Origin of the sequence: Bosea sp. 124, from assembly GCF_003046175.1 — a bacterium.
In the GTDB taxonomy this organism is placed as follows: Bacteria; Pseudomonadota; Alphaproteobacteria; order Rhizobiales; family Beijerinckiaceae; genus Allobosea.
The window spans coordinates 391,536-411,535 of the sequence record NZ_PZZM01000001.1 but is presented as its reverse complement, the minus strand read 5'-3'; the positions used below and the strand labels follow the sequence as shown (position 1 = coordinate 411,535).

Sequence of the window (20,000 nt, the reverse complement as noted above, 5' to 3'; positions counted from 1 at the left end):
CGGCGGGGCGCCGCAATATTGCCCGATTCCTCGCTCTATGCGGGAACACGATTTGAAACTGTCTCTTATTCAATACGTTACAAGATAGCCCGAGAGGGGGCCGATGTCGGCTCATCGGGCGATTTGCCATGATTGCTTTCGAACATGCTGCCGAGGACGTTCCTTTGATCATCATCTTTGTCTTGCTCGGCCTTGGTTTCCTCTGCGGCGGCGGCGCGGCCATCGTCGACGGGCTGCCCTATATGGTGCTCGAGCGCGGCTTCACGCAGGTGATCATCGGCACCGTGATGGCGGCGGCGGGCGTCGTGATGCTGGCGCTGGCCTGGGTTTTGGTCGAGCTGCGGCGTCTGAAGACGACGCTGTCCGGCACCGCCATGGCGGTGTCGCTGGCATCGATGGCCGGGAGCCCGGGCAGCGAGCGCGAAGCCGCTATCCCCGGCACGTCATCCGGCCCCGGATCGCCGGCCGCGACGCTGCAGCCCGGCTTGGCCGACGCCGGTGTCGGGGCGCTCGCCGGCGCCGCGCTAGTCGGGACGCAGGCGTTCGGGGAGCCGCGGGAACCGGCCGATACGGCGGTCGAGCCCGATCTCTTCGGCGCCCATCTGGCCAGGCAGGCCGCGCCGGAAACCGGCGACGGGTCGGGGCTGGCCGAGAGCGGCAGCGACGTCGCCGATATCCTCCCGGCTTTCGATCCGTTCCGGCCGGTCGATCCGCAGGGCGAGCCGGAGCCGGCAACCGCCGCGCCCGAGTCGGGCTTGCCGATGCTCCTGCCCGAACTGCCCGACGCCGAGCCGGCCGCCATCCCGGAAGCGGAGGGCGCTGCCGGCGAGCGCGCGCCGTCGGAGCTCGTTGCCGGGGTCGATGAGGGCCTCGCTGCCGCTCCTGTTCCCTCCGATATCGATGACCCGTTCACCGCCGCGCTGACGCCGCCCTTGCGCGAGAATGACGAGTTCGGCCTGCTGCGTGAGAGCCTCGCCGGCCTGCGGCGCGAATCCGAACGCCCCGACGGCCGGATCGAGCCGTCCTTCGCCGACGCCCCGATCGAGGAGACGGCGGGAGAGACCGCTGGAGAGCGTGCGGGCAGCCGCCCCGACGATCTTGCCGCGGCCGGAAGCTGGATGAACACCCCATCGCGGCGCCACGCCCCCTGGTTCGCCGAGCCCGAGGTGAAGCCGCAGGAGGACGGTGCCGGCCGGCCGGATGCTGCGCCAGCGCAGGCCAACTCCGAGCCGTCATGGCCGAGACTGGACACGCCCGAACCGGAAGCGCCGCATTGGCCGCCGCACGCGCGCGAAGCCGAGGCGTTCGAGCCCGCGCCCGCGACGGGGAACTGGGAAGACACGCCGGACGCGCAGGCCGCTCCGGAGGTGACCGCCTTCGAGCCTGCGCCGCCGCTCTCTCCCGAGGCCGAGCCACTGCAGGACGCGGTGTCCCAGCCGGAGGCTCCGGAAGCCGAGCTGGTAGCAGAGGCCGCGGCGCCGGCTGCCTCCGACGAAGGCATCGTCGGCGCCTATCAGGTCGGCGAGGCGCATTTCACCATCTATGCCGACGGCTCGATCCAGGCACGCACGCCCGATGGCGATTACAGCTTCGCGTCGATGGACGAGCTCAAGATCTATCTCGCCAGCGAAAAGAGCCGGCTCGGCTCCTGATCAGTCGGAGCCGGCCTCCGGCCAGCCCTCGCCGACGGCCTGGATCGCGAAGGCATAGGCCAGGGCCGTTTCCTTCAGCGAGTCGAAGCGCCCGGCCGAGCCGCCATGCCCGGCCTCCATATTGGTGTGCAGCATGATCGGCCCGCCGCCGCTCATCGTCGCGCGCAGCCGCGCCACCCATTTCGCGGGCTCCCAATAGGTCACGCGCGGATCGGTCAGCCCGCCCATCGCCAGGATCGGCGGATAGGCCTGCGCCGTGATGTTGTCATAGGGCGAATAGCTTCGGATCATCTCGAAGGCCGCGATGTCGCGGATCGGGTCGCCCCATTCGGGCCATTCCGGCGGTGTCAGCGGCAATGTGTCGTCGAGGATGGTGTTCAGCACGTCGACGAAGGGCACCTCCGCGATGATGCCCGCAAAGAGCTCGGGCGCCATGTTCGCGACCGCGCCCATCAGCATGCCGCCGGCGCTGCCGCCTTCAGCGACGATGCGCCCGCGCGCCGTGAAGCCGGCATCGGCGAGCGCCTCGCCCGCGGCGATGAAGTCCGTGAAGGTGTTGCGCTTGTTCTCGCGCTTGCCGTCGAGATACCAGCGCCGGCCTTTGTCTGTGCCGCCACGGACATGGGCGATGGCATAGACGAAGCCGCGATCGACCAGGCTCAGCGGCCGGATTCGGAACGAGGCCGACATCGCCGAGCCATAGGAGCCGTAGCCATAAAGCAGGCAGGGCGCCGAGCCGTCGAGGACGAGATCGGCCCGGTGCAGGAGCGAGACCGGAACCTGCTCGCCATCCTTCGCCGTGGCGAAGATGCGCCGCACCCGGTAGGCCGCCGGGTCATGGCCCGAGGGCACCTCCTGCCGCTTCAGCAGCACGCGCGCGCCCGTCACCATGTCGTAATCGTAGGTTTCGGCCGGGCGCGCCATCGAGGCATAGATGAAGCGCAAACGGTCGGTCTCGAACTCGTAGCCGGCGTCGAGGCCCAGCCCATAGGCCTCCTCGTCGAAGGCGATGCTGCTCTCGGCGCCGGTCGCGAGATCGCGGATGACGATGCGCGGCAGGCCGTCCTCCCGCTCCAGCCGGATCAGTCGGCCCTTCAGGCAGACATGGCTCAGGATCAGCCGGCCCGGCTTGTGCGGGATCAGGTCGCGCCAGCCGGCGGGCGAAGGATCGGCCGCCGGCACCGTGACGATCTTGAAGTCCTCGGCGCCGTCGGCATTGGTCAGGATCAGGAGATCGTCGCCGTGATGCTCGACGTCGTATTGCCGTCCGACTGCCCGTGGCGCGACCGTGACGGGCCGCGCTTCGGGCTCGGACAGATCGACCAGACGGATCTCGGAGGTCTCGTGGTCGCTGATCGAGATCAGCAGGAAGCGCCCGGACTGCGTCTCGTCGATATCGACGAACATGCCGGCATCGGACTCGTCATGCAGCAGCGTGTCCTGGCTCGGGTCGTGGCCGAGGCGATGCCGGAAGACCCGGGACGGGCGGTGGTCGGCGTCGAGGCGGACATAGGCGAAGGCGCGGCTGTCGGCGGCCCAGACGATATCGCCCGTCGTGTCGGGGATCGCATCGGGCAGATCCTCGCCGCTGGCGATGTCGCGGACCCGGATCATGTGGAGTTCGGATCCGGCCTCGTCGGCGCTCCAGCCGAGCAGGCGGTGGTCGGGGCTGTGGGCGGTGTCGCCGAGATCGAAGAAATCCTTGCCGTCCGAAAGCGCGTCGGCGTCGAGCATGATCTGCTCGCGGCTATTGCCGGTGTTCTTCTCGCTTGAGGCGGGCGCGCCGGTTTTCGGCCTGCGGCAGATCAGCGGATGCTCCCCGCCCTTGCGGTAGCGCGAATAGTAGAGGAACGGCCCGTCCGGTTGTGGCACGCTCGAATCGTCTTCCTTGATCCGGCCGCGCATCTCCTTGACGAGGCTGCGCTGCAGCGCCCGGGTCGGAGCGAGCAGCGCCTTGCAATAGGCGTTCTCGGCGTCGAGATAGGCGCGGATGTCGGCCGGCAGTGCGGCGGGGTCCCGCAGCACCTCCTTCCAGTTCGAGGCGCGCAGCCAGTCATAATCGTCGCTGAGTTCGGTGCCGTGGACGACCGTCCGTTTGGTGCGGATCTCGGCGCGCGGCACAGCAGTCTTGCGCCGACGGGGCGTCGCCGCGCCGGGAACGGGATGAGAGCGCATCGACGACTTCTCCACCATGCATTGGCTCAGACAGGTAGAGAGCAGGGCTCGGGCTGGCAAGACCGCTCGCACTCAGGCAGATGCCCTGTCGCGCAAATTCCGGTTACCATGATCATCTGGCGGTGAATGCAATATTCCCTTGGGATATTCGTATTCGCACGCAGATGATCACTTGCAGTGATGTAGGCTATCGACTAAACGGTCCGCAATGGCCGCTGGCGTTGCGTCTGAGTCGAAAGTGCTTGGTGCTCTTGGTCAGGATCGCGCAAGGCATGCATGTATGATGGCGCGATCGGTCGCAGTTTTCGCAGAAGACATCTCAGGGAGTGGCGCCATCATGGCTGATAGTGACGGATCGGATTTTATCGAGCTGACTGCGGATATTGTCTCTGCCTATGTTTCAAACAATTCCGTTCCGTCCGCCGACTTGCCGGCGCTGATCGGTGAGGTGCACGCCGCGCTGAGCCGCGTCATCAGCGGTGCCGCTCCGGTGGTGCCGGCCGAGGCGCCGAAGCCTGCCATTCCGGTGAAGAAGTCGATCACGGCCGACTATCTCATCTGTCTCGAAGACGGCAAGAAGTTCAAATCGCTCAAGCGCCATCTGCGCACGCAGTACAACATGTCGCCCGAGCAGTATCGCGAGAAGTGGGGCCTGCCGCCGGACTATCCGATGGTCGCGCCGAACTATGCCGAGGCGCGCTCGCAGCTCGCCAAGAAGATGGGCCTGGGCCAGCAGCGCCGCAAGCGCCGCTGAAACCGGCCCGAGGTTTCGCCGAGGCGGGACCTTCAGGGATCATAAAAAAGGCCGCCGGCTTGCCGGCGGCCTTTTTTGTACGCGGAACGTCCCGGCGACCTGGCGGGGATAAGCCGGCAGCGTTCGCGCCGTGTCTTGTCATAGGAATATTTTCATGCATGATCGAGCCGGCATCGTCGCTGTCCGGCGAGAATTAATGAGAACATATCATGAACAATCTTGAGCCTGCAGATGTTGATCCCATCGACCAGGCGGCGCTGGCGCGGCTCGCCGAAGTCGTCGTGGCGGCCGTTGCCCATGTTCCAGCCGCGAGCCTGCGTTCGCCCTGCCGGGGCCGGCGGCCGATCGCGCTGGCGCGACAGACCGCGATGTATCTCGCCCATGTCGCCTTCGGCCTGAGCTTCACCCGCGTCGGCATCTGCTTCGGCCGCGACCGGACCACGGTTCGCCATGCCTGCGCCCTGATCGAGGATCGCCGCGACGATCCGGCACGGGAATTCGCGCTGGCTGCACTCGAGGCCGGGCTACTCGCCTTGACGGGCGCGCTTGTCACGGGCGCCCGGCCGGAGGCCCGGTCGTGAGCCGGGCAGGGGGCGTGGCGGGGAGCGTTGCAGAGGATGTGGCAGAAGACGGGCCTGATCTGCGCGCTCGCCTGTTGCGGCATCTGGCGCAGCCCGGTGCCTTCGGCTGCCGCTCGCCTTTGGGCTGCGGACGGATCGCGCTCTACCGGAGCACCAATGGCACCAGCCTCGGAGCCGGATATGCGCCATCCGAGGCGGCCGACGCACTGGTTGGCGACGGCCTGGCGAAATGGAGCGGCGAGGGCGGCTCGCGGCGCCTCCTCGCGACCGGCGCCGCGAAAGCTCCGAAGCGGAGCCTGGCCGAGGGCGTCGTTCCGATCGACGGCCGGATGCAGGCGGTGACGCTGGACGAGCGCGAGAGCCCGCTGCTCTGGCTGCATCGCCGGCCGGGTCGGGATGGCCGGCCGCAAATCTCGGCGGAGGAGTTCGCGGCCGGGGAGCGCTTCCGCTCCGATCTCACCCTTGCGCGGATGATGCCGCGCGTGACGATGAACTGGGATGCCTCGCTCGTGCCGGACGCGCACGGGGCCGGTGGCCGCGATCCGGCCGGCGCCTCCGATGCCGCCCTTACAGCCCGTCAGCGCGTCAGGCTGGCCTGCGACCGGCTCGGGCCGGATCTGTCGGGCCTCGCCATCGATGTCTGCGGCTTCCTCAAAGGGCTCGACCGTGTCGAGCGCGAGCGCGGCTGGCCGGCGCGTTCGGCCAAGGTCGTGCTGCGTCTCGCGCTCAAGGCGCTGGCGACGCATTACGGCATCGCGCCGCCGCCCGCGACGGCGAAATGCCGGAACTCCGTCTGGCATGGCGAAAACGCGCGCCCGAGCCTCATGCCGGAACGGGCTGGATGAGGCGGCCCGCGATCAGCCGGCGGCGGCTGTGCGTGCGTCGGACTTGATGCGCTCGATCATCGAGCGCACGCCGTTGGAGCGCTGCGGCGTCAGATGCGCGGCGAGACCGAGCTTCTCGTAGATCGCGAAGGCGTCGGTCTCCAGGATTTCCGAGGCGCTGCGCCCGGAATAGATCGCCAGCGCCAGCGCGACCAGCCCGCGCACGATATGGGCGTCGCTATCGCCGCGGAAATGCAGCAGCGTCTGCGGACCGGGGCCGCCATCGCGACGCGAGTCGAGCCAGACCTGGCTGGCGCAGCCGCGCACCTTGTTGGCGTCGTTATGCGCCGCCTCCGGCAGCGGCTCCAGCTCCCGGCCGAGCTCGATCAGATAGCGGTAGCGGTCGTCCCACTCCTCGAGCAGGTCGAAATTGGCGATGATCTCGTCGAGGTTCGCGCTCATGTCCTGTCCGCTGCCGGTCGCCGCGTGGCAGGCCGGCTCCCGCCCTGCCATGTTCGAGGCCAGCGTCTTCGGCGCGTCGGGCGGCCGCGTCAAGCGCGGGCTGCGATCATGGGGCGTGGCGCCTCAGCGTGTCGCGGCCGGGGCTGAGGGCTCGCGCGGGTCGTGCCGGCCCGCGAGCCCCGCGGTCGCCAGGGCCATCACGCGCTGGCGGGTCTCGGGGTCGAGACCTGCGAGAATCTGCGCGGTCTCGCGTGCGGCCGTGACGCTGGACATCGCGCTCTGCGGATCGACCTGAGCCGCCGCCCTTGCAACGCTGCGGACGCGCGCGACGGCGCCGCCATCATCCGGTTTCTCGCTCTGGACGGGCGAGTTCAGCGCGATCACGCCGATCACCGCCAGGCTGCGCAGGATATAGGCCATCATGGTCCCCGCTTCGTGACGGGCGCTGCCTGCGCCCCATCCCGCATCGACCCTAGCCCGGGATGCGGAAAAATCACGTCATTCCGGATCGTCAAACACGACGCTCGATCTTCAGCTTCCGTTCACCCTGCTTCCAACATCGCGGCCGTGCCGGGCGCCCCCGGAGAGATCCGCGGAAGTCGTTGTTCTTAATAGAGAAAGCCGTGATACAGCGACGCTTTTCGGCGATCCGGCCGCGGCTGCCTTAAGCCCCGCTTAAACCGCCCGGGGCGAGATTGCCGGCAAGCGGACGAACGGTCCGCACAGTTAGGCGTTGCGTTGCCCATGAAGATGCAGGCGGTCAGGACACAGGTGGCGGCGATGGTGCACGCATCCGTGCTGCCCAATTCGCTCGAGCGCATGCGCCATGAGCGCTTCATCCTGACCCGCCTGCTGGTCGGCGCGGTTGCGCTCGGCCTGGCTCCGGCCTATCTCGCCTGGCGCGGCACGCTCGGCGGCCTCGAGGCGGCGGTGATCGTGGCCGCGGCGCTGCCGCTGCTCGCCGTCGTGGTGCTGTCCAGGACCGGCCGGCTCGACATCGCGCATTGCATGTCCGCGGCGGCGCTCGCCCTCTTCGTCGGCGCGCTCTCCGGCATGACCGGCGGCGCCGGCTCGCCCCTGCTGCTCTGGCTCGCCGCCGTGCCCGCCGAGGCGATGTTCTTCGGCTCGCGGCCTTATGTGTCGCGCGCCAGCGCGATCGCGGCGCTTACACTCGGCAGCGTCGTCGCGCTCGACCATCTCGGCCTTTTCGCCGGGCAGGCGCGCTGGGCGGACGGCATGATGCCGGTCCTGGTGACGGTCGCGATCCTGCAGGCGATGATCGTTGCCATCGGCTTCCTGCGCCGCCGTGGCGAGGAGCTGCGCGAGCATCGCGCCTCCGACCAGCGTGCCCAGCTCCTGCTCGACCATGTCGGCGATCTCGTCACCTGGCACGATGCCGGCGGCGCCGTTGTCTTCGCCAATGATGCCGCCCGGTCGCTGGCCGGTGCCGAGCCGCGCGAACTGCACGGGCGCGGCCTGTTCGAGCGCGTGCATGTCGCCGACCGTCCGCTCTTCCTCAAGGCGCTGAGCGACGCGGCCCATGGCGCGGGCTCCGCCATTGCCTGCTTTCGCACGCTCTTCGTCCCGCATGGCGATCAGGAGCAGCAGCGTCCGGTTTCGCTCTGGCTCGAAATGCATGCGCACCGGATCGAGACCGCCGGCCCCAATGACAGCGCAGCCGTCGTCTGCGTGATGCGCGACATCACGGCAAGGCGCGCCCAGGAGGAGGAGCGCGCCCGCGGCCATGCCGAAGCGGTGAAGGCGAGCGACATCAAGGGCCGCTTCCTGGCGACCGTCAGCCACGAGCTGCGCACCCCGCTGAACGCGATCATCGGCTTCTCGGAGATGCTCAGCGGCGAGGAGCAGCAGGGCTGGCTCGATGCGCAGAAGCGGCTGGAATATGCCCGGATCATCCACAGCTCGGGCCACCATCTGCTCGATGTCGTGAACACGCTGCTCGACATCTCCAAGATCGAGAGCGGCACCATGACGATCGAGCAGGAGCCGCTCGATCTGGCCGAGATGACCCGCGATTGCTGTGCGCTGATGGCGCTGCGGGCCGAGGCCGGCGAGATCGCGCTCGAACGCGTCGTCGGGCCGGATCTGCCGCCGGTGCTGGGCGATCGTCGTGCGCTGAAGCAGGTGATGATCAACCTGCTTTCGAACGCCATCAAGTTCACGCCCGTCGGCGGGCGCGTGATGTTCGCCGTCGTGCGCGATGGCGACATGATCGACCTCTCGGTCTCGGACACCGGCATCGGCATTTCCGCCAGCGACCTGCCGCGTCTGGGCGATCCCTTCTTCCAGGCCAAGGGCTCCTATGATCGCGCCTATGAGGGCACCGGCCTCGGCCTGTCCGTCGTGCGCGGGCTTGTCGGCCTCCATGGCGGGCGCCTCTCCGTCGAGAGCGCGCCGGGCGTCGGGACCCGCGTCGCCGTCCGGCTGCCCGTCGGCGGCGTCGCCGATGCGTCCGAGCCGGTCAGGATCGCCACCTTCGCGCGCGCACCGCGCCGCGGCCTCGAAACCAAAGCGCCTTTTCGTCTGACCGCCTGAGCACGAGCCAACCGCATGTCCACGATCGCAGCCCGCGCCCATTCCGGCTCCTCGCTCTCCGCCCCGCTCCGGCGCCCGGCTTCGCAGCCGCGCCACAAGACGACCTGGTTCGGCCGGGTTGTGCGCCTGGCGGCGCGCCGGCCCGGCCGCGCCTTCGTGCTGCTGGTCTTCGCCGCCGTGTCGGCCGCGATCCTCGCCAATGCGCTGATCCTCCAGAAGGCGCGCCATCCGGCGCCGATGGTGTCCGCTCCGTCGCAGACACCGCCTGCCCGACAGGCCGAGCGGCGCGCCGAGCAGCCCGCCGCCAGCGCGTCCGCGACCATGACCCCGACGCCGGCCCCGCTGCCGCCGTCGCGCCCGAACGACCTGTCGCAGCAGGCACGCGACCCCGTTGTCCGGCCACCGGCGGCCGTGACCAGCATTCCGCGTACGGCAGCCGCACCCGCTCCGGCGCCGGTCGCGCGCAGCGCCGCCGCCCCGCGCGATCCGATCGCCGACCTGATCAACGGCGCCGATATCCGGCCGCCGGCGGAGGTTCGCGGCGTCGCCCAGGCGAGGTCCGCCACGCCGCGCCGCAGCGCCGAGAACTGAGCACGGACATTGCGCCGGCCGGGTAATTGAACAGGCAGCGAGGGAGCAGCGCCGATGGCGCGCCTCACCAGCGATTTCTGGGTCTCCGCTTATCTCCGCCAGGCGGGGCATGACGGGCTCGTCGCCGTGTTGAGACGGCGCGGCGCGGCAGAGGCCGGCGCCATTTTCGTCAAGCTCGACCGGCTCGACCGTACGGCGGCGCTCTATGGGCCAGCACCGCAATCGATGGCGCAGGATGACGGCATCCGCCGCTTCCAGCTCGTTCTCGACAGCGACCCCGGCAGCGTCGAGGAGCGTGTCGCGCGCGAGCTGCGCTTCGATTCCGATCTCTGGCTGGTCGAGATCGAGAACCGGCAGGGCGACCCCAGGCTCGATCTCGTCGCGGAGTAGCGCGGTTCCGGCAGCTACCGGCGCTCAGCGCTGGTCGCGCCTGGTGCTAAGCTTGCGCAGGATGTCGCTCGCCGGCACCGCGCTCTCCGGTCGGGCCGGGCCGATCCGCGCGGGGGTGCCGCTCGGATCCATCGCAGGTTGATGCTGGCCCCGGCGCGAGAGCGCCGGCATCGGCGTGCCGCTGACCTGCATGACCAGCCGCAATGCCACTGCAGGTCGTACCGCACGCATCAGCGCGACCACCGCAAAGATGCGCTCGACCGAGTGGGCCGCCTCGTCGCCGAGCCGGATCAGGAAGCGCGTCGCATCCTCGACGCTGGCGCCGGCCGCCGTCAGCGCGAGCGCCGCAAGGTCGCGCGAGCGGTCCGCCCCGATCGCCTGCGTCAGGGCCGGCCCGCCGCCGAGATGGCTCGCGAGCGCGCCGAAAGCGCTGTCGTGATCGTCCGCCGCCATGGCGAGCCAGCCGGCGAACACGTCGCGGGAAACCGGTTCACGCCGCTCGACGGGGCCGAGCGAATCCAGCGCCGCCAGCGAATCGAGCATGGCGAGGCGCCGCTCCTCGCCTGCGAACAGGAAAAGCGGCGCGATCTCCGCGCTGGAGAGGTCGCGGCGGGCAAGCAGCGGCGGGGCATAGCCCGCATCCTCCCGCGCCCGTGCCAGCAGCAGGTCGAGCGCGGCGCGCGGCAGGGTGATGGCCGTGTTGGCCATCAATGCGAAATCGATCTCCCGGTCCGCCCGCTCGACCAGGATGAGCGTCGCGGTGGCGCTGAGATCGGCCCGCTCCGGCAGCGCGCCGGCCAAAGCGGCGTCGGCATGGCCGGCGAACTCTTCCATTTCGACCGGGTCCAGTGGCATGCCATGACGCAGCAGGGCCGCGAGCACGGCGCCGCCGCGGGCCCGCAATGCCGCGATGACGGAAGCCGGGGCGTGGCGCCAGCCGGCGACCTTGCGGGCCAGGATGACGGCGGTGGCCTCGTCGATGCCGGGAACCAGCGCCGCCGCCATCTCGCCGAAGGCGGCGAGATCGTCCTGCGCGGGTTGCGGCGTCGACATCAGCAGGTCTGCCTTCACCCGCAGCGAGACTTGGCTGAGGTCGAGCCCGCCATCGCGCGCGAGGCGGGCGAGATGGGCGAGTTCGGCGGAGATTCGCAACGGCATGGGACACTCGGCTGTGATTCTTGGCGTCGGGCGAGAGTAATCCCCGAGGCTTTAAGAGGGCGTTAACCATGTCCGGGCCTGATGCGGAGCGGAGAGCGATCTCCCGCGACCGAAACGCAAGGCGCCAAGACACGGAGGCGCATCATGGCCGTCGTCATCCCTCTTGCGCCGCGTCGCCGGTCGCAAACCGCCTCGACACCCTCCGCATCGCGGCAGGAGCAGGCGATGATTCTATTCTTCACCGGCGTCCGCTACGAGCGGCAGGCCGAGCCCGCCCCCGTCGAGCCGGCCGTTCGTCGAAGGCGGCCTGTCCTGGCCGCCGCGCCGACCGTGAGCGGCGGCACCAAGCGGACGAAGAAGGCGACCAGCGCCAGGCAGCCGGCGTGACCTCCGAGGCTGCCGATCACCCGCGCGCCGTCTCAAGGCGGAGCGGCCGGCTGGCCGCAATCCTGCTCGGGCTCTCTGTGGCTGGCTGCGCCGGCCCCGGCGATCTCGGCCGCCCGCGACCGGACGTCTGGAGCCAGGTCGTCGCGCCCCAGGCCGGGTTCTGGTCGGCCACGGCGCGCGGCGAGGCGGCCTCGTATTTCCGGATGACCGATGACGAGGAGCAACTGCGGGACCGCGCCTGGCGCTTCATCATGCCGGGGCATGAACGCAGCACTTTCCAGAGCCGCATCTCGGACCTAGCCCATTCCCGAATTCTGCCGGTGCAGGCCCAGTCCAGCCTCGTCTCGGATTATTTCAAGGCGCTGACCTCCGGCTCCTACGCGTCGCAGGTGTCCCGCTATTCGCGTCTGGCCGAGGATACCAATGCCGACCGGCTGCTGATCGGCCCGTTCCGCGCCAATGCGATGCGGGTGGTCTCCGCCGACAGGGTGCGGATGCGCGCGGCCGAGAGTTCGCCCCATGTCGCGCCGGGGCAGATCGATCCGGCTTTCGCGCGCGTCGTCGAGAACGAGGGCCTGATCCTCTGGGTCTGCGAACGCGTCGGCTTCCGCCTCGAGAGCTATCGCTACGCGCTCGCCAACCTCGTCGTCGAGATGCCGTCGCGCGAGGCGGTCCGCGCCGAACGTGCCATCATGGCGCTGGAAGCGGAGGCCGGGCCGCTCTGCAAGCTGCCGCTCATCGGCGTCTTCGGCGCCCGCGAGCCCGCCAGTGACGGCGCCAAGCCGCCGGTCGTCTACAAGGGCTGATCTCAGTCCGCCATGCCGCAGGCGACGCCGCTCGCCAGCGCCTCGGCATCTGCACGGTCGGAGGGGTGCCGCACCAGCACGCGCGCCACGATCAGCCCCTGATCCGTGTCGGAGACGATCCGCAATTCGCGCGCGGCCTCGCCATCCTCGTCGCGCGCGATCCGTTCGTCGCGCTGCTCGTCCGTCATCACCACGAACTCGACCACGCCACGGATCGCGGCCCGGTCGGTGATCGCATAGATGACGCCGCCGCCGCGCCGGTGCAGCGTCAGGCCAAGAGGCAGCGTGCCGGCGCGGGCGACGACGCGCATCGGGCCGGCACTCAGATCGTAGCTGCAGACCGCCGTCACCGTGGCCAGGTCGGCCTCGCGCGGCAGGGGCAGGCCGCGACTGTCGTTGGCGGAGATCAACTCGGCCCGGCCGCCGGTCCCGAGCGCGCGATAGGCGTTGTTGGCGTCGCTGCGCGACAGAACCGGGATCAGCAGGATGGTGACGATATGGACGATGCCGGCGAGGACGAACCCCGCTACGGTCGTCAGCAGCAGGCGGCGAACGGCCGCGGCGAAGCGCGCCCCCGCGGGCAGGGGCCGCGGCGCGGCGACGGTGCCGGGCGCGATCTCCTGGCCGGCCGCGCTCATGGGCAATCGATCCGCTCGATGCGGGGCAGGCTCTCGGCCCGCGTTTCCCCGGCCTGGGTCGCGATCGGCGTGTCGTAGAGCCGCAGGCGGAGCTGGAAGCGCCCGCTCGTCGGCAGCGGCAGCCAGTTGCCCGCCTGCGGCCAGGAGGCGGCGGCGATGCGCAGGGCGCCGGTCTCGTCGCGCAGGACCTCGGCATCGGTGAAGCCGCTGCGGTCGAGCGGCAGGCGGAAGGCGCGCCCGTCGGCATCGGTGACGCTGAGCGTCCAGCCGCGTGTCGTCGGCGTCGCGCCCGTCAGCGCATAGCGGCAGCGGCCGTCGAGCGGCCAGCCCTGCTGGTCCCGCTCGGCGATCAGCTCCAGCCCTTCGCCCGCGCCCAGCGGCAGATGCACGCCCCGGGCGAGATAGGCCCGCATATAGGGATCGATGTCGCGCCCGCCGCTGCGCGGCCAGGCTTTCCAGACGCCGATCTCGACCATCCCCGGCAGCGGTCGTCCCGCGACGGCAAAATGCGCCGAGGTCAGGCCCAGCCCGGCACCGAGAGCGATCAGATAGGCGAGATGGAAGACGCGCAATGCCCTGTTTTCCGAAAGCGGCCCGCCGATGGCGGCGGCGGGAGTTGAACCAGCGGGAGCGGGTGCGTCAACAGAGGGGGACGCAGTCGACGACGTCCACAGTGCAGGCGGACCGAACCCGGCCCTAGCGAATCCGCGTTTCGCTGCCTCCGGAGACCTCGCGGATGCCGACCTGGAGGGGCCGGCCGGCGGGACGGGGCGGCTCGATCGTCTTGAACATCGCGCCGACGGCCGAGAGCACCTCGAAGGACTGGCGCGGCATATGGCCTGCTCCGGGGCCGGACGCCGCGGTGATCGCGGCGGCGGGCGCCTGCGCCTTCGCGACCGTTGCGGCCTTCGGGTCGGGTGGCGCAACGCCGGGGATCGGCTTCAGTTCGAGCCCCTGATGGGCGAACTGCATGATCTCCTTCCAGGTCATGGCCGGCAGCGAGCCGCCGGTCATGTTGGCGGTCTCGGAGGAATCGTCGTTACCAAACCAGACCGCGCCGATGAGGTTGCCGGAATAGCCGACAAACCAGGCATCCTTGTAGCCGTTGGTCGTGCCGGTCTTGCCGGCCGTGACGACGCCCTCCAGCGCGGCGCGGCGGCCGGTTCCCTCGGTCGGGACCTTGGAGAGCATGAAGTTCATGTCCTGCGCGACCTGGGTGCTGAGCACCTGGACCGGAGACGCCTCGTCGCGGTCGTGCCGGTAGATCGGCTCGCCTTGCGAATTGTGGATCTCGATCGCGGCATAGGGCCTGGCCCGCTTCCCGCCATTGGCGAAGACCGCGTAGCCTGCCGCCATGTCGATCACCGTCACCTCGGCGGCACCGATCGGCAACGAGACGGTGTCGGTCAGCGGCGAGTTGAGGCCCATGGCGCGGCTGGTCTCGATGATCTTCATGCGTCCGATGCGGGCCGCGCGCGCGACATGGCTCTCGCCGGTCGCCTGGCCGATCGCGATCGACATCTGCACCGGGATCGTATTGATCGACTTCGCCAGCGCCGTCGTCAGCGGCATCGAGCCGGCATAGGAACGGCCGTAATTGTTGGGGCACCAGTTGCCGATGCAGACCGGGCGGTCGGTGACCACCGTGCTGGGCTTGTAGAGCCCCGCCTGCAGGGCGGTCGCATAGACGAAGGGCTTGAACGAGGACCCCGGCTGACGCAGGCTCGATGTCGCGCGGTTGAACTGGCTCGCGCCATAGTCGCGCCCGCCGACGATGGCGCGCACCGCCCCGTCCGGGTCCATCACCACGGTCGCCGCCTGCTTCGCCCGGTAGCCCGGCCCGTGCTGGCGCAGGATCGATTCGATCGCCTCGTCGGCGCGGTCCTGGATCGCGGGATCATGCGGCGTCTTCACCGTCAGCACCCGGTCGGGGCCGAGCTTGCCGTCGTCGGCCAGCGCCTTCACCTGATCGAACGCCCAGTCGAGGTAATAGTCGGGGCTCGAATCGCGACGCCGGTCGACCGGCGTCGCCGGGTTGCGCTTGGCGCTGTCGACCTGGCCTGCCGTCATGAAGCCGGCATCGACCATGGCATTCAGCACGTCGTTGGCGCGGGCGCGCGCCGCCGGCAGGTTGACATGCGGGGCGTATTTCGTCGGCGCCTTGAACAGGCCGGCGAGCATCGCCGCCTCGGCGAGGCTGACATCCTTGACCGACTTGCCGAAATAGTAATCCGCCGCCGCTGCGACGCCGAAGGTGCCGCCGCCCATATAGGCGCGGTCGAGATAGAGCTTCAGGATCTCGTTCTTGGTCAGCCGGTACTCCAGCCAGACCGCGAGGAAGGCTTCCTTGATCTTGCGGTCGAGCGAGCGCTCATTGGTCAGGAACAGGTTCTTGGCGAGCTGCTGCGTCAGCGACGAGCCGCCCTGGACGACGCCCGAGGCGCGCGCATTCACGGTGATGGCGCGCAGCGTGCCGAAGATGTCGATGCCGAAATGATCGTAGAAGCGCCGGTCTTCGGTCGCCAGAACCGCCTTGAGCAGATGGTCGGGCATCTCCTCCAGCTTCAGCGAATCGTCGTGCCGCGCGCCGCGATGGCCGAGTTCGGCGCCATAGCGATCGAGGAAGGTCACGGCGAAGACCTGGTTCTTGAGCGCCTCCTCGCGGCCCTCACGGAAGGACGGGATGGCGAGCGACAACATGACGAGGGAACCGGCGATGCCGATGTTCAGCCCTTCGCTGGCGAACTCGGCCGCCAGCCTTTGCCCTCCGGTGACGGTCAGGCGGTCGGCGAAGCTGCGGATGCGTTCATAGGTGTCGCCGGCGCGCCGCGCCGCGCCCCACAGCCCGGCATCGACCCATGAATCGACCGCCAGCGCGAAGCGCTTCAGTCGGGTCGTCCAGCCTGTTTTCCTGAACTCCATCGCCGTCCCGAGGTTCCGATGAGAGCCATCGCCGAAAAGGGCGACGACACTGTCCTGCCGCGCCCCGGCCGTCTTGGCAACATGTTCTGGCCGCGTCGCAGATACATATTCGCTCCGGGCCCGGCTGTAAGAGGCCGGAACCGGAATCTCCGGTGGACAGCAGATTCCGGGCCATCTGCGCTGTTCCGTTTCGGCACGGTCGAGATGGCTACGCCACAGCGCGAGGGGCGGATGCGGGCCATGCCCTGCTTATGCCCGCGCTTCCATCTGCCGACACGGCGGAGCATAAGGCGGCATGACCGGCGACCGAGACCCCGACGATCCATTCTGGCGCAGCACCCCGCTCGAGGCGATGAGCCGCGAGCAATGGGAATCGCTCTGCGACGGCTGCGGTCGCTGCTGCCTCGTCAAGCTGCAGGACGAGGACACCGGCGCGATCCTCGCGACAGATATCGGCTGCCGGCTGTTCGATTCGCAGACCTGCCGCTGCAAGGACTACCCCAACCGCTCGATCAAGGTGCCGGACTGCGTGACGCTGACGCCCCATGACGTCCGCACCCTGCCATGGCTGCCGCCGACCTGCGCCTATCGGCTGGTCGCCGAGGGTCGCGATCTGCCCTGGTGGCATCCGCTGGTCTCGGGCGATGCGGAGACGGTGGTTGCGGCCGGGGTCGCGGTTCGCGGCCGCGTCTTCGCCAGCGAGGACGATGTGCCCGACGATGACGTGCCCGACCGCATCGTCAACTGGCCGCTGCGCTGGCCCAAGAAGGCGAGAGCCCGCTGAAGAAGGCGAGGGCGCGCTGAGACGCGCTCCCTCCCGTTTCCAGCTTCTCACCCCACCGCTGCCTCCTGCTCGGCCGCGAGCCGCCCTTCGAGCCAATCGCTGACCTCGTCGGAAAAGCCATAGCTCCGGAAGGCTTCCGCCGGCACGCCATGGTCGACGAGCGCCGCCGCGCAGCCGGGATAGTCGCGCGGCGCCGGCTCTCCGATGCCGTCGGCCTGCGAGGCGAAGGACAGCGTGCCCAGGGCGTTGCCGCCATAACCATGCTGCGTGCGCCAATCCGCGCCCTGTTCCAGCAGCAGCCGCGTCATCGCCGCGTCGCCGGGGAAGATTGCGAGGTTGAGCGCCGTGGCATGCCAGGCCGTCTTGACCTCGCGCGGCCAGCCAAGCGCCAGCATCGTCCTGACGGCGTCCAGCCGGCCGAGCGCTGCAAGCTGCGGCATCGCCTTGAGCTGCGCCTCGCTCAGACGCGATAGGACGTCCGGCGCGGCCCGCAACATCGCCTTTGCCGCAGTCTCGTCGCCGCGCGCACAGGCGGCAGCGAAATCCTCCTCGGGGGTCGGATCGTCGACGACGCCGCGCTCGCGCAGCAGCGCCAGCACGTCTTCGCGGCCGAAGCGACGGGCGAAAGCGTTGACGCTGGCTCCGGCCCGGTCGCGCGCCGAAAGATCCGCGCCGGCCTCGACCAGCGCGCGAACATGAGCGAGCGAGCGTCCCCGCAGCATGGCGTGATGCAGCCAATGCGTCTCGACGGGCTGTTCGCGCCGCGCCAGCAGCAGTTGCAGCGCTTCCGGCCGGTCATAGTCGAGCGAGCGCGCCACGGCGTTCGTCCCGGCCACGCGTGCGCCGGCCGCGAGCAGCAGCCGGGTGCAGGACAAATCCTGGCTCTCGACCGAATGATAGAGCGATTCATTGTCGTTCGGATCGGCTCCCGCTTCGAGCAGGAGCTCTGTCATGCCGGCGTGATGCGTCCGCCCGGCCGCGCCATAGAGCACGGAGAGCGGATCGCCCGGAAAGCGCGGATCGGTGAAGCGGCCGTTCACATCCGCGCCATGGCCGATCAGCAGGCGCGCGCTCGCCAGCAGCTTGTCCTCGAAGCCCGGCTCGCGGATCAGCCGGGACAAGGTGACGGCGGCGAGCGGCGGCATGGCGAGAGGCCCGCCCGGCCGGTTGGCGAAGTCCGGATCGGCTGCGAGCGCGCGCTCGATGCGGGCGACATCGCCGACCACGCAGCCGAGCCAGGGATCGCCGGAAACCAGAGCGGGCTCCTCGTCCAGCATGCGCAAAGCCAGCGCGCGCTCGCGCGCCTGGCCCTCGAAGACGAAGCGCAGCCAGCGCGACAGCCGCTCGGTGGCGGCGCTGCGGGCCCATTCGACATAGCGCTTGAGCTCGGTCCAGGAGCGGAAGCCGTGCTCCCGCGCGACGACCGATTGCGCGTCGTGCAATCGCAGCGGGCGTTGCGCGAGGGTGTCGAGCGATAGGTCTCGCGCTGCCGGCAGGGTCGTGGCGAAGCGTTCGAGCGCCTCGCCTGTGCCGGCGCGGGCGGCGCGTAACAGGCGTTTGGCCTGCTTGCGCAGATGGTCGAGATCGGGGGATGGGGGAAGTTGTGACATGACGCCTCCAGTGCATGAGGCCGAAGACCCGCAATCGGCTGCACAGGGGCAGACGCGTCAGCTTATCGCTGTCCGAGCAGGTTAGACCTTTTCCGCGGGTCCGGAGGCGTCTCGTCTCGCCTGCCCGCAGCATATTCGCCGTGATCGCGCGCATCAAGCCGCGATGAGATCGCGAAACGCTAAGGCAAAGGACTTTAGGCGGGCAGCAGGCCCGCCTCGCGATAGCTCTCGATCGATGCGTCGTAGAGCGCGATGTCCGAGCGGCTTCTCGCCATGAGCTGGGCGCCCGCGAGGGCGGCGAAGATGGCGCGGGCCCGCTTTTCGCTCGCTTCAGGGGGGATCACGGAGCCAGTGGACAGAACGCGGCTCAGCCAGGCCACGTTGATGTCGGAAAATGTCTCGACCTCCCGCTTCACGGCGTCCGGCAGGTCGTCATGTTCGGCGGCCATGAAGCTGCCGAGGCACATGCGGTTGCCGTTTGCCAGCGCCCGGCGAAACGTGTCGGGATAGTGCCGCAAGCTGTGGAGGGGATCCGGGAATTCGGCCAGCAATGCCTCCAGCGAAGCCTCAGTGTCTTCCCAATATCGCCGCGCGACCGCGGCACCGAGATCGGCCTTGCTCGGGAAGTGGTGGTAGACGCTCGCGGCCTTGATGCCGACCTCGTCTGCGACATCGCGAAAGTTCAACCCGCCATAGCCATGCGCCTGCGCGATGCGCTTGGCGGCCGCCAGGATCTTCTCCCGAGAATTCAAGTTCACCTCGCTGCCTCGCGATCACTGCCTACCAAGTGACAGATAGGCGTTGACCGTGGAGATGACGAGCCCTAGGTTTCCCTACCAAGTGACAGGTAGGGACTTAAAATGAATCCCGACGCCAATGATACGGCCATCGCCAAGCCGGCTGCGATGACGATCTACGACTGGGCGACCGGGCCTTATCCGGCGCGCGTCCGCATCGCCCTGGCCGAGAAGAACCTGCGATCGCGTGTCCGCTTCGTGTCGGTCAATCTGCGCAAGGGCGAGCACAAGACGCCCGACTTCCTCGCCAAGAACTACTCGGGCACCTTGCCGGTGCTCGAACTCGAGGACGGGACCTTCATGGCCGAGTGCACGGCCATCACCGAATATCTCGACGCGCTGGACGGCGCGCCCCTGCTCACCGGCAAGACCCCGCTGGAGAAGGGCGTGATCCACATGATGAACAAGCGCGCCGAACTGGAATTGCTCGACCCCGTCAGCGTCTATTTCCATCACGCCACGCCCGGGCTTGGGCCTGACGTCGAGCTTTACCAGAATGCCGAATGGGGCCTTCGTCAGCGCGACAAGGCCGTGCGCGGCATGCACTATTTCGATGGCATTCTGAAACGGCAGCCCTTCGTCGCGGGTGAAGTGTTCTCGATGGCCGACATCACTGTCATCGCCGGCCTGATCTTCGCCGGATTCGTGGAGCTGCCGGTCCCGGCGCAGTGCGAGGCGCTACGAACCTGGTACGCAGCGATGCAGCAACGCCCGAGCGTCAGGAGCCGGGTGACGATGTCGGAGCCGATCGAAGCGGCCGTTTGAGATCGCTATCCGCGAACCGAGGCCGTCACGAAAGGTCTTTCGCTGTCTCGCTCGGCCGAAACCCTAATCCCGCTCACCGGCGGCGCGTGCCATCGTCCCCCCGGTTGTATCGGCTTGTAGCCTGCTCGCTCATTGATTGTTCATGCGCTTT

At 69.1% G+C, this 20,000-nt stretch carries 20 protein-coding genes; 11 read left to right on the top strand and 9 right to left on the bottom strand.

What is annotated here, in order from left to right:
- Positions 1 to 164 precede the first annotated feature (164 nt).
- Positions 165 to 1,652 (top strand): hypothetical protein, encoded by a 1,488-nt coding sequence (locus tag C8D03_RS01955; RefSeq protein WP_146170038.1) that lies wholly within the window; start codon positions 165 to 167, stop codon positions 1,650 to 1,652.
- On the opposite strand, the gene C8D03_RS01950 is transcribed toward C8D03_RS01955, so the two are convergent.
- Positions 1,653 to 3,827: a S9 family peptidase gene (locus tag C8D03_RS01950; protein WP_108051086.1), complete on the bottom strand. Its 2,175-nt coding sequence runs from the start codon at positions 3,825 to 3,827 to the stop codon at positions 1,653 to 1,655.
- A gap of 337 nt (positions 3,828 to 4,164) precedes the next feature.
- Between C8D03_RS01950 and C8D03_RS01945 the strand changes: the two genes are divergently transcribed.
- The 3 genes from C8D03_RS01945 (at position 4,165) to C8D03_RS01935 (ending at position 6,007) form a co-directional block, all read left to right on the top strand.
- Positions 4,165 to 4,581, top strand: coding sequence for a Ros/MucR family transcriptional regulator (locus tag C8D03_RS01945; protein WP_108044758.1), 417 nt, complete (start codon positions 4,165 to 4,167; stop codon positions 4,579 to 4,581).
- 209 nt (positions 4,582 to 4,790) lie between these two features.
- On the top strand, positions 4,791 to 5,162 hold the full coding sequence (locus C8D03_RS01940) for a helix-turn-helix domain-containing protein (RefSeq protein WP_108044757.1): 372 nt from the start codon (positions 4,791 to 4,793) through the stop codon (positions 5,160 to 5,162).
- The gene (locus C8D03_RS01935) at positions 5,159 to 6,007 is read left to right on the top strand and encodes a DUF6456 domain-containing protein (protein WP_146170036.1); all 849 of its coding nucleotides are present in this window, start codon (positions 5,159 to 5,161) and stop codon (positions 6,005 to 6,007) included. Before C8D03_RS01940 ends, C8D03_RS01935 begins: the two co-directional genes overlap by 4 nt.
- Before the next feature lie 12 nt (positions 6,008 to 6,019).
- On the opposite strand, the gene C8D03_RS01930 is transcribed toward C8D03_RS01935, so the two are convergent.
- Positions 6,020 to 6,448, bottom strand: a complete 429-nt coding sequence (locus C8D03_RS01930) for a SufE family protein (RefSeq protein ID WP_108051083.1) — start codon at positions 6,446 to 6,448, stop codon at positions 6,020 to 6,022.
- 123 nt (positions 6,449 to 6,571) lie between these two features.
- The gene (locus tag C8D03_RS01925) at positions 6,572 to 6,871 is read right to left on the bottom strand and encodes a hypothetical protein (protein ID WP_108044755.1); all 300 of its coding nucleotides are present in this window, start codon (positions 6,869 to 6,871) and stop codon (positions 6,572 to 6,574) included.
- 321 nt (positions 6,872 to 7,192) lie between these two features.
- Here C8D03_RS01925 and C8D03_RS01920 point away from each other — a divergent pair, with 321 nt between their 5' ends.
- The 3 genes from C8D03_RS01920 to C8D03_RS01910 are packed head-to-tail and all read left to right on the top strand — an operon-like array spanning position 7,193 to position 9,982.
- Positions 7,193 to 9,001 (top strand): sensor histidine kinase, encoded by a 1,809-nt coding sequence (locus C8D03_RS01920; protein ID WP_108044754.1) that lies wholly within the window; start codon positions 7,193 to 7,195, stop codon positions 8,999 to 9,001.
- 15 nt (positions 9,002 to 9,016) lie between these two features.
- Positions 9,017 to 9,592, top strand: coding sequence for a hypothetical protein (locus C8D03_RS01915; protein WP_108044753.1), 576 nt, complete (start codon positions 9,017 to 9,019; stop codon positions 9,590 to 9,592).
- 54 nt (positions 9,593 to 9,646) lie between these two features.
- Positions 9,647 to 9,982: a DUF1491 family protein gene (locus tag C8D03_RS01910; protein ID WP_108044752.1), complete on the top strand. Its 336-nt coding sequence runs from the start codon at positions 9,647 to 9,649 to the stop codon at positions 9,980 to 9,982.
- 24 nt (positions 9,983 to 10,006) lie between these two features.
- Here C8D03_RS01910 and C8D03_RS01905 read toward each other — a convergent pair whose 3' ends face one another.
- Positions 10,007 to 11,140 (bottom strand): DUF2336 domain-containing protein, encoded by a 1,134-nt coding sequence (locus C8D03_RS01905; protein ID WP_108044751.1) that lies wholly within the window; start codon positions 11,138 to 11,140, stop codon positions 10,007 to 10,009.
- A 144-nt stretch (positions 11,141 to 11,284) separates the two neighbouring features.
- Here C8D03_RS01905 and C8D03_RS01900 point away from each other — a divergent pair, with 144 nt between their 5' ends.
- Both C8D03_RS01900 and C8D03_RS01895 read left to right on the top strand, forming a co-directional pair.
- Positions 11,285 to 11,527 carry a hypothetical protein gene (locus C8D03_RS01900; protein WP_108044750.1) on the top strand — a complete coding sequence of 81 codons (243 nt, stop codon included), beginning with the start codon at positions 11,285 to 11,287 and terminating at the stop codon, positions 11,525 to 11,527.
- The gene (locus C8D03_RS01895; RefSeq protein ID WP_108044749.1) at positions 11,524 to 12,333 is read left to right on the top strand and encodes a hypothetical protein; all 810 of its coding nucleotides are present in this window, start codon (positions 11,524 to 11,526) and stop codon (positions 12,331 to 12,333) included. Before C8D03_RS01900 ends, C8D03_RS01895 begins: the two co-directional genes overlap by 4 nt.
- Positions 12,334 to 12,335: 2 nt before the next feature.
- On the opposite strand, the gene C8D03_RS01890 is transcribed toward C8D03_RS01895, so the two are convergent.
- The 3 genes from C8D03_RS01890 to C8D03_RS01880 form a co-directional block, all read right to left on the bottom strand.
- On the bottom strand, positions 12,336 to 12,971 hold the full coding sequence (locus C8D03_RS01890) for a DUF1254 domain-containing protein (protein WP_108044748.1): 636 nt from the start codon (positions 12,969 to 12,971) through the stop codon (positions 12,336 to 12,338).
- Positions 12,968 to 13,543: a DUF1214 domain-containing protein gene (locus tag C8D03_RS01885; RefSeq protein WP_108044747.1), complete on the bottom strand. Its 576-nt coding sequence runs from the start codon at positions 13,541 to 13,543 to the stop codon at positions 12,968 to 12,970. Before C8D03_RS01885 ends, C8D03_RS01890 begins: the two co-directional genes overlap by 4 nt.
- Before the next feature lie 124 nt (positions 13,544 to 13,667).
- Positions 13,668 to 15,893 (bottom strand): transglycosylase domain-containing protein, encoded by a 2,226-nt coding sequence (locus C8D03_RS01880; RefSeq protein ID WP_108044746.1) that lies wholly within the window; start codon positions 15,891 to 15,893, stop codon positions 13,668 to 13,670.
- Between the two features lie 295 nt (positions 15,894 to 16,188).
- On the opposite strand from C8D03_RS01880, the gene C8D03_RS01875 reads away from it, so the two are divergent.
- Positions 16,189 to 16,677: a YcgN family cysteine cluster protein gene (locus C8D03_RS01875; RefSeq protein ID WP_108044745.1), complete on the top strand. Its 489-nt coding sequence runs from the start codon at positions 16,189 to 16,191 to the stop codon at positions 16,675 to 16,677.
- Between the two features lie 47 nt (positions 16,678 to 16,724).
- On the opposite strand, the gene C8D03_RS01870 is transcribed toward C8D03_RS01875, so the two are convergent.
- Positions 16,725 to 18,287: an ankyrin repeat domain-containing protein gene (locus tag C8D03_RS01870; protein WP_108044744.1), complete on the bottom strand. Its 1,563-nt coding sequence runs from the start codon at positions 18,285 to 18,287 to the stop codon at positions 16,725 to 16,727.
- 194 nt (positions 18,288 to 18,481) lie between these two features.
- Positions 18,482 to 19,045, bottom strand: coding sequence for a TetR/AcrR family transcriptional regulator (locus tag C8D03_RS01865; protein ID WP_108044743.1), 564 nt, complete (start codon positions 19,043 to 19,045; stop codon positions 18,482 to 18,484).
- 147 nt (positions 19,046 to 19,192) lie between these two features.
- Here C8D03_RS01865 and C8D03_RS01860 point away from each other — a divergent pair, with 147 nt between their 5' ends.
- Positions 19,193 to 19,849, top strand: coding sequence for a glutathione S-transferase (locus tag C8D03_RS01860; protein WP_108051081.1), 657 nt, complete (start codon positions 19,193 to 19,195; stop codon positions 19,847 to 19,849).
- Positions 19,850 to 20,000 lie beyond the last annotated feature (151 nt).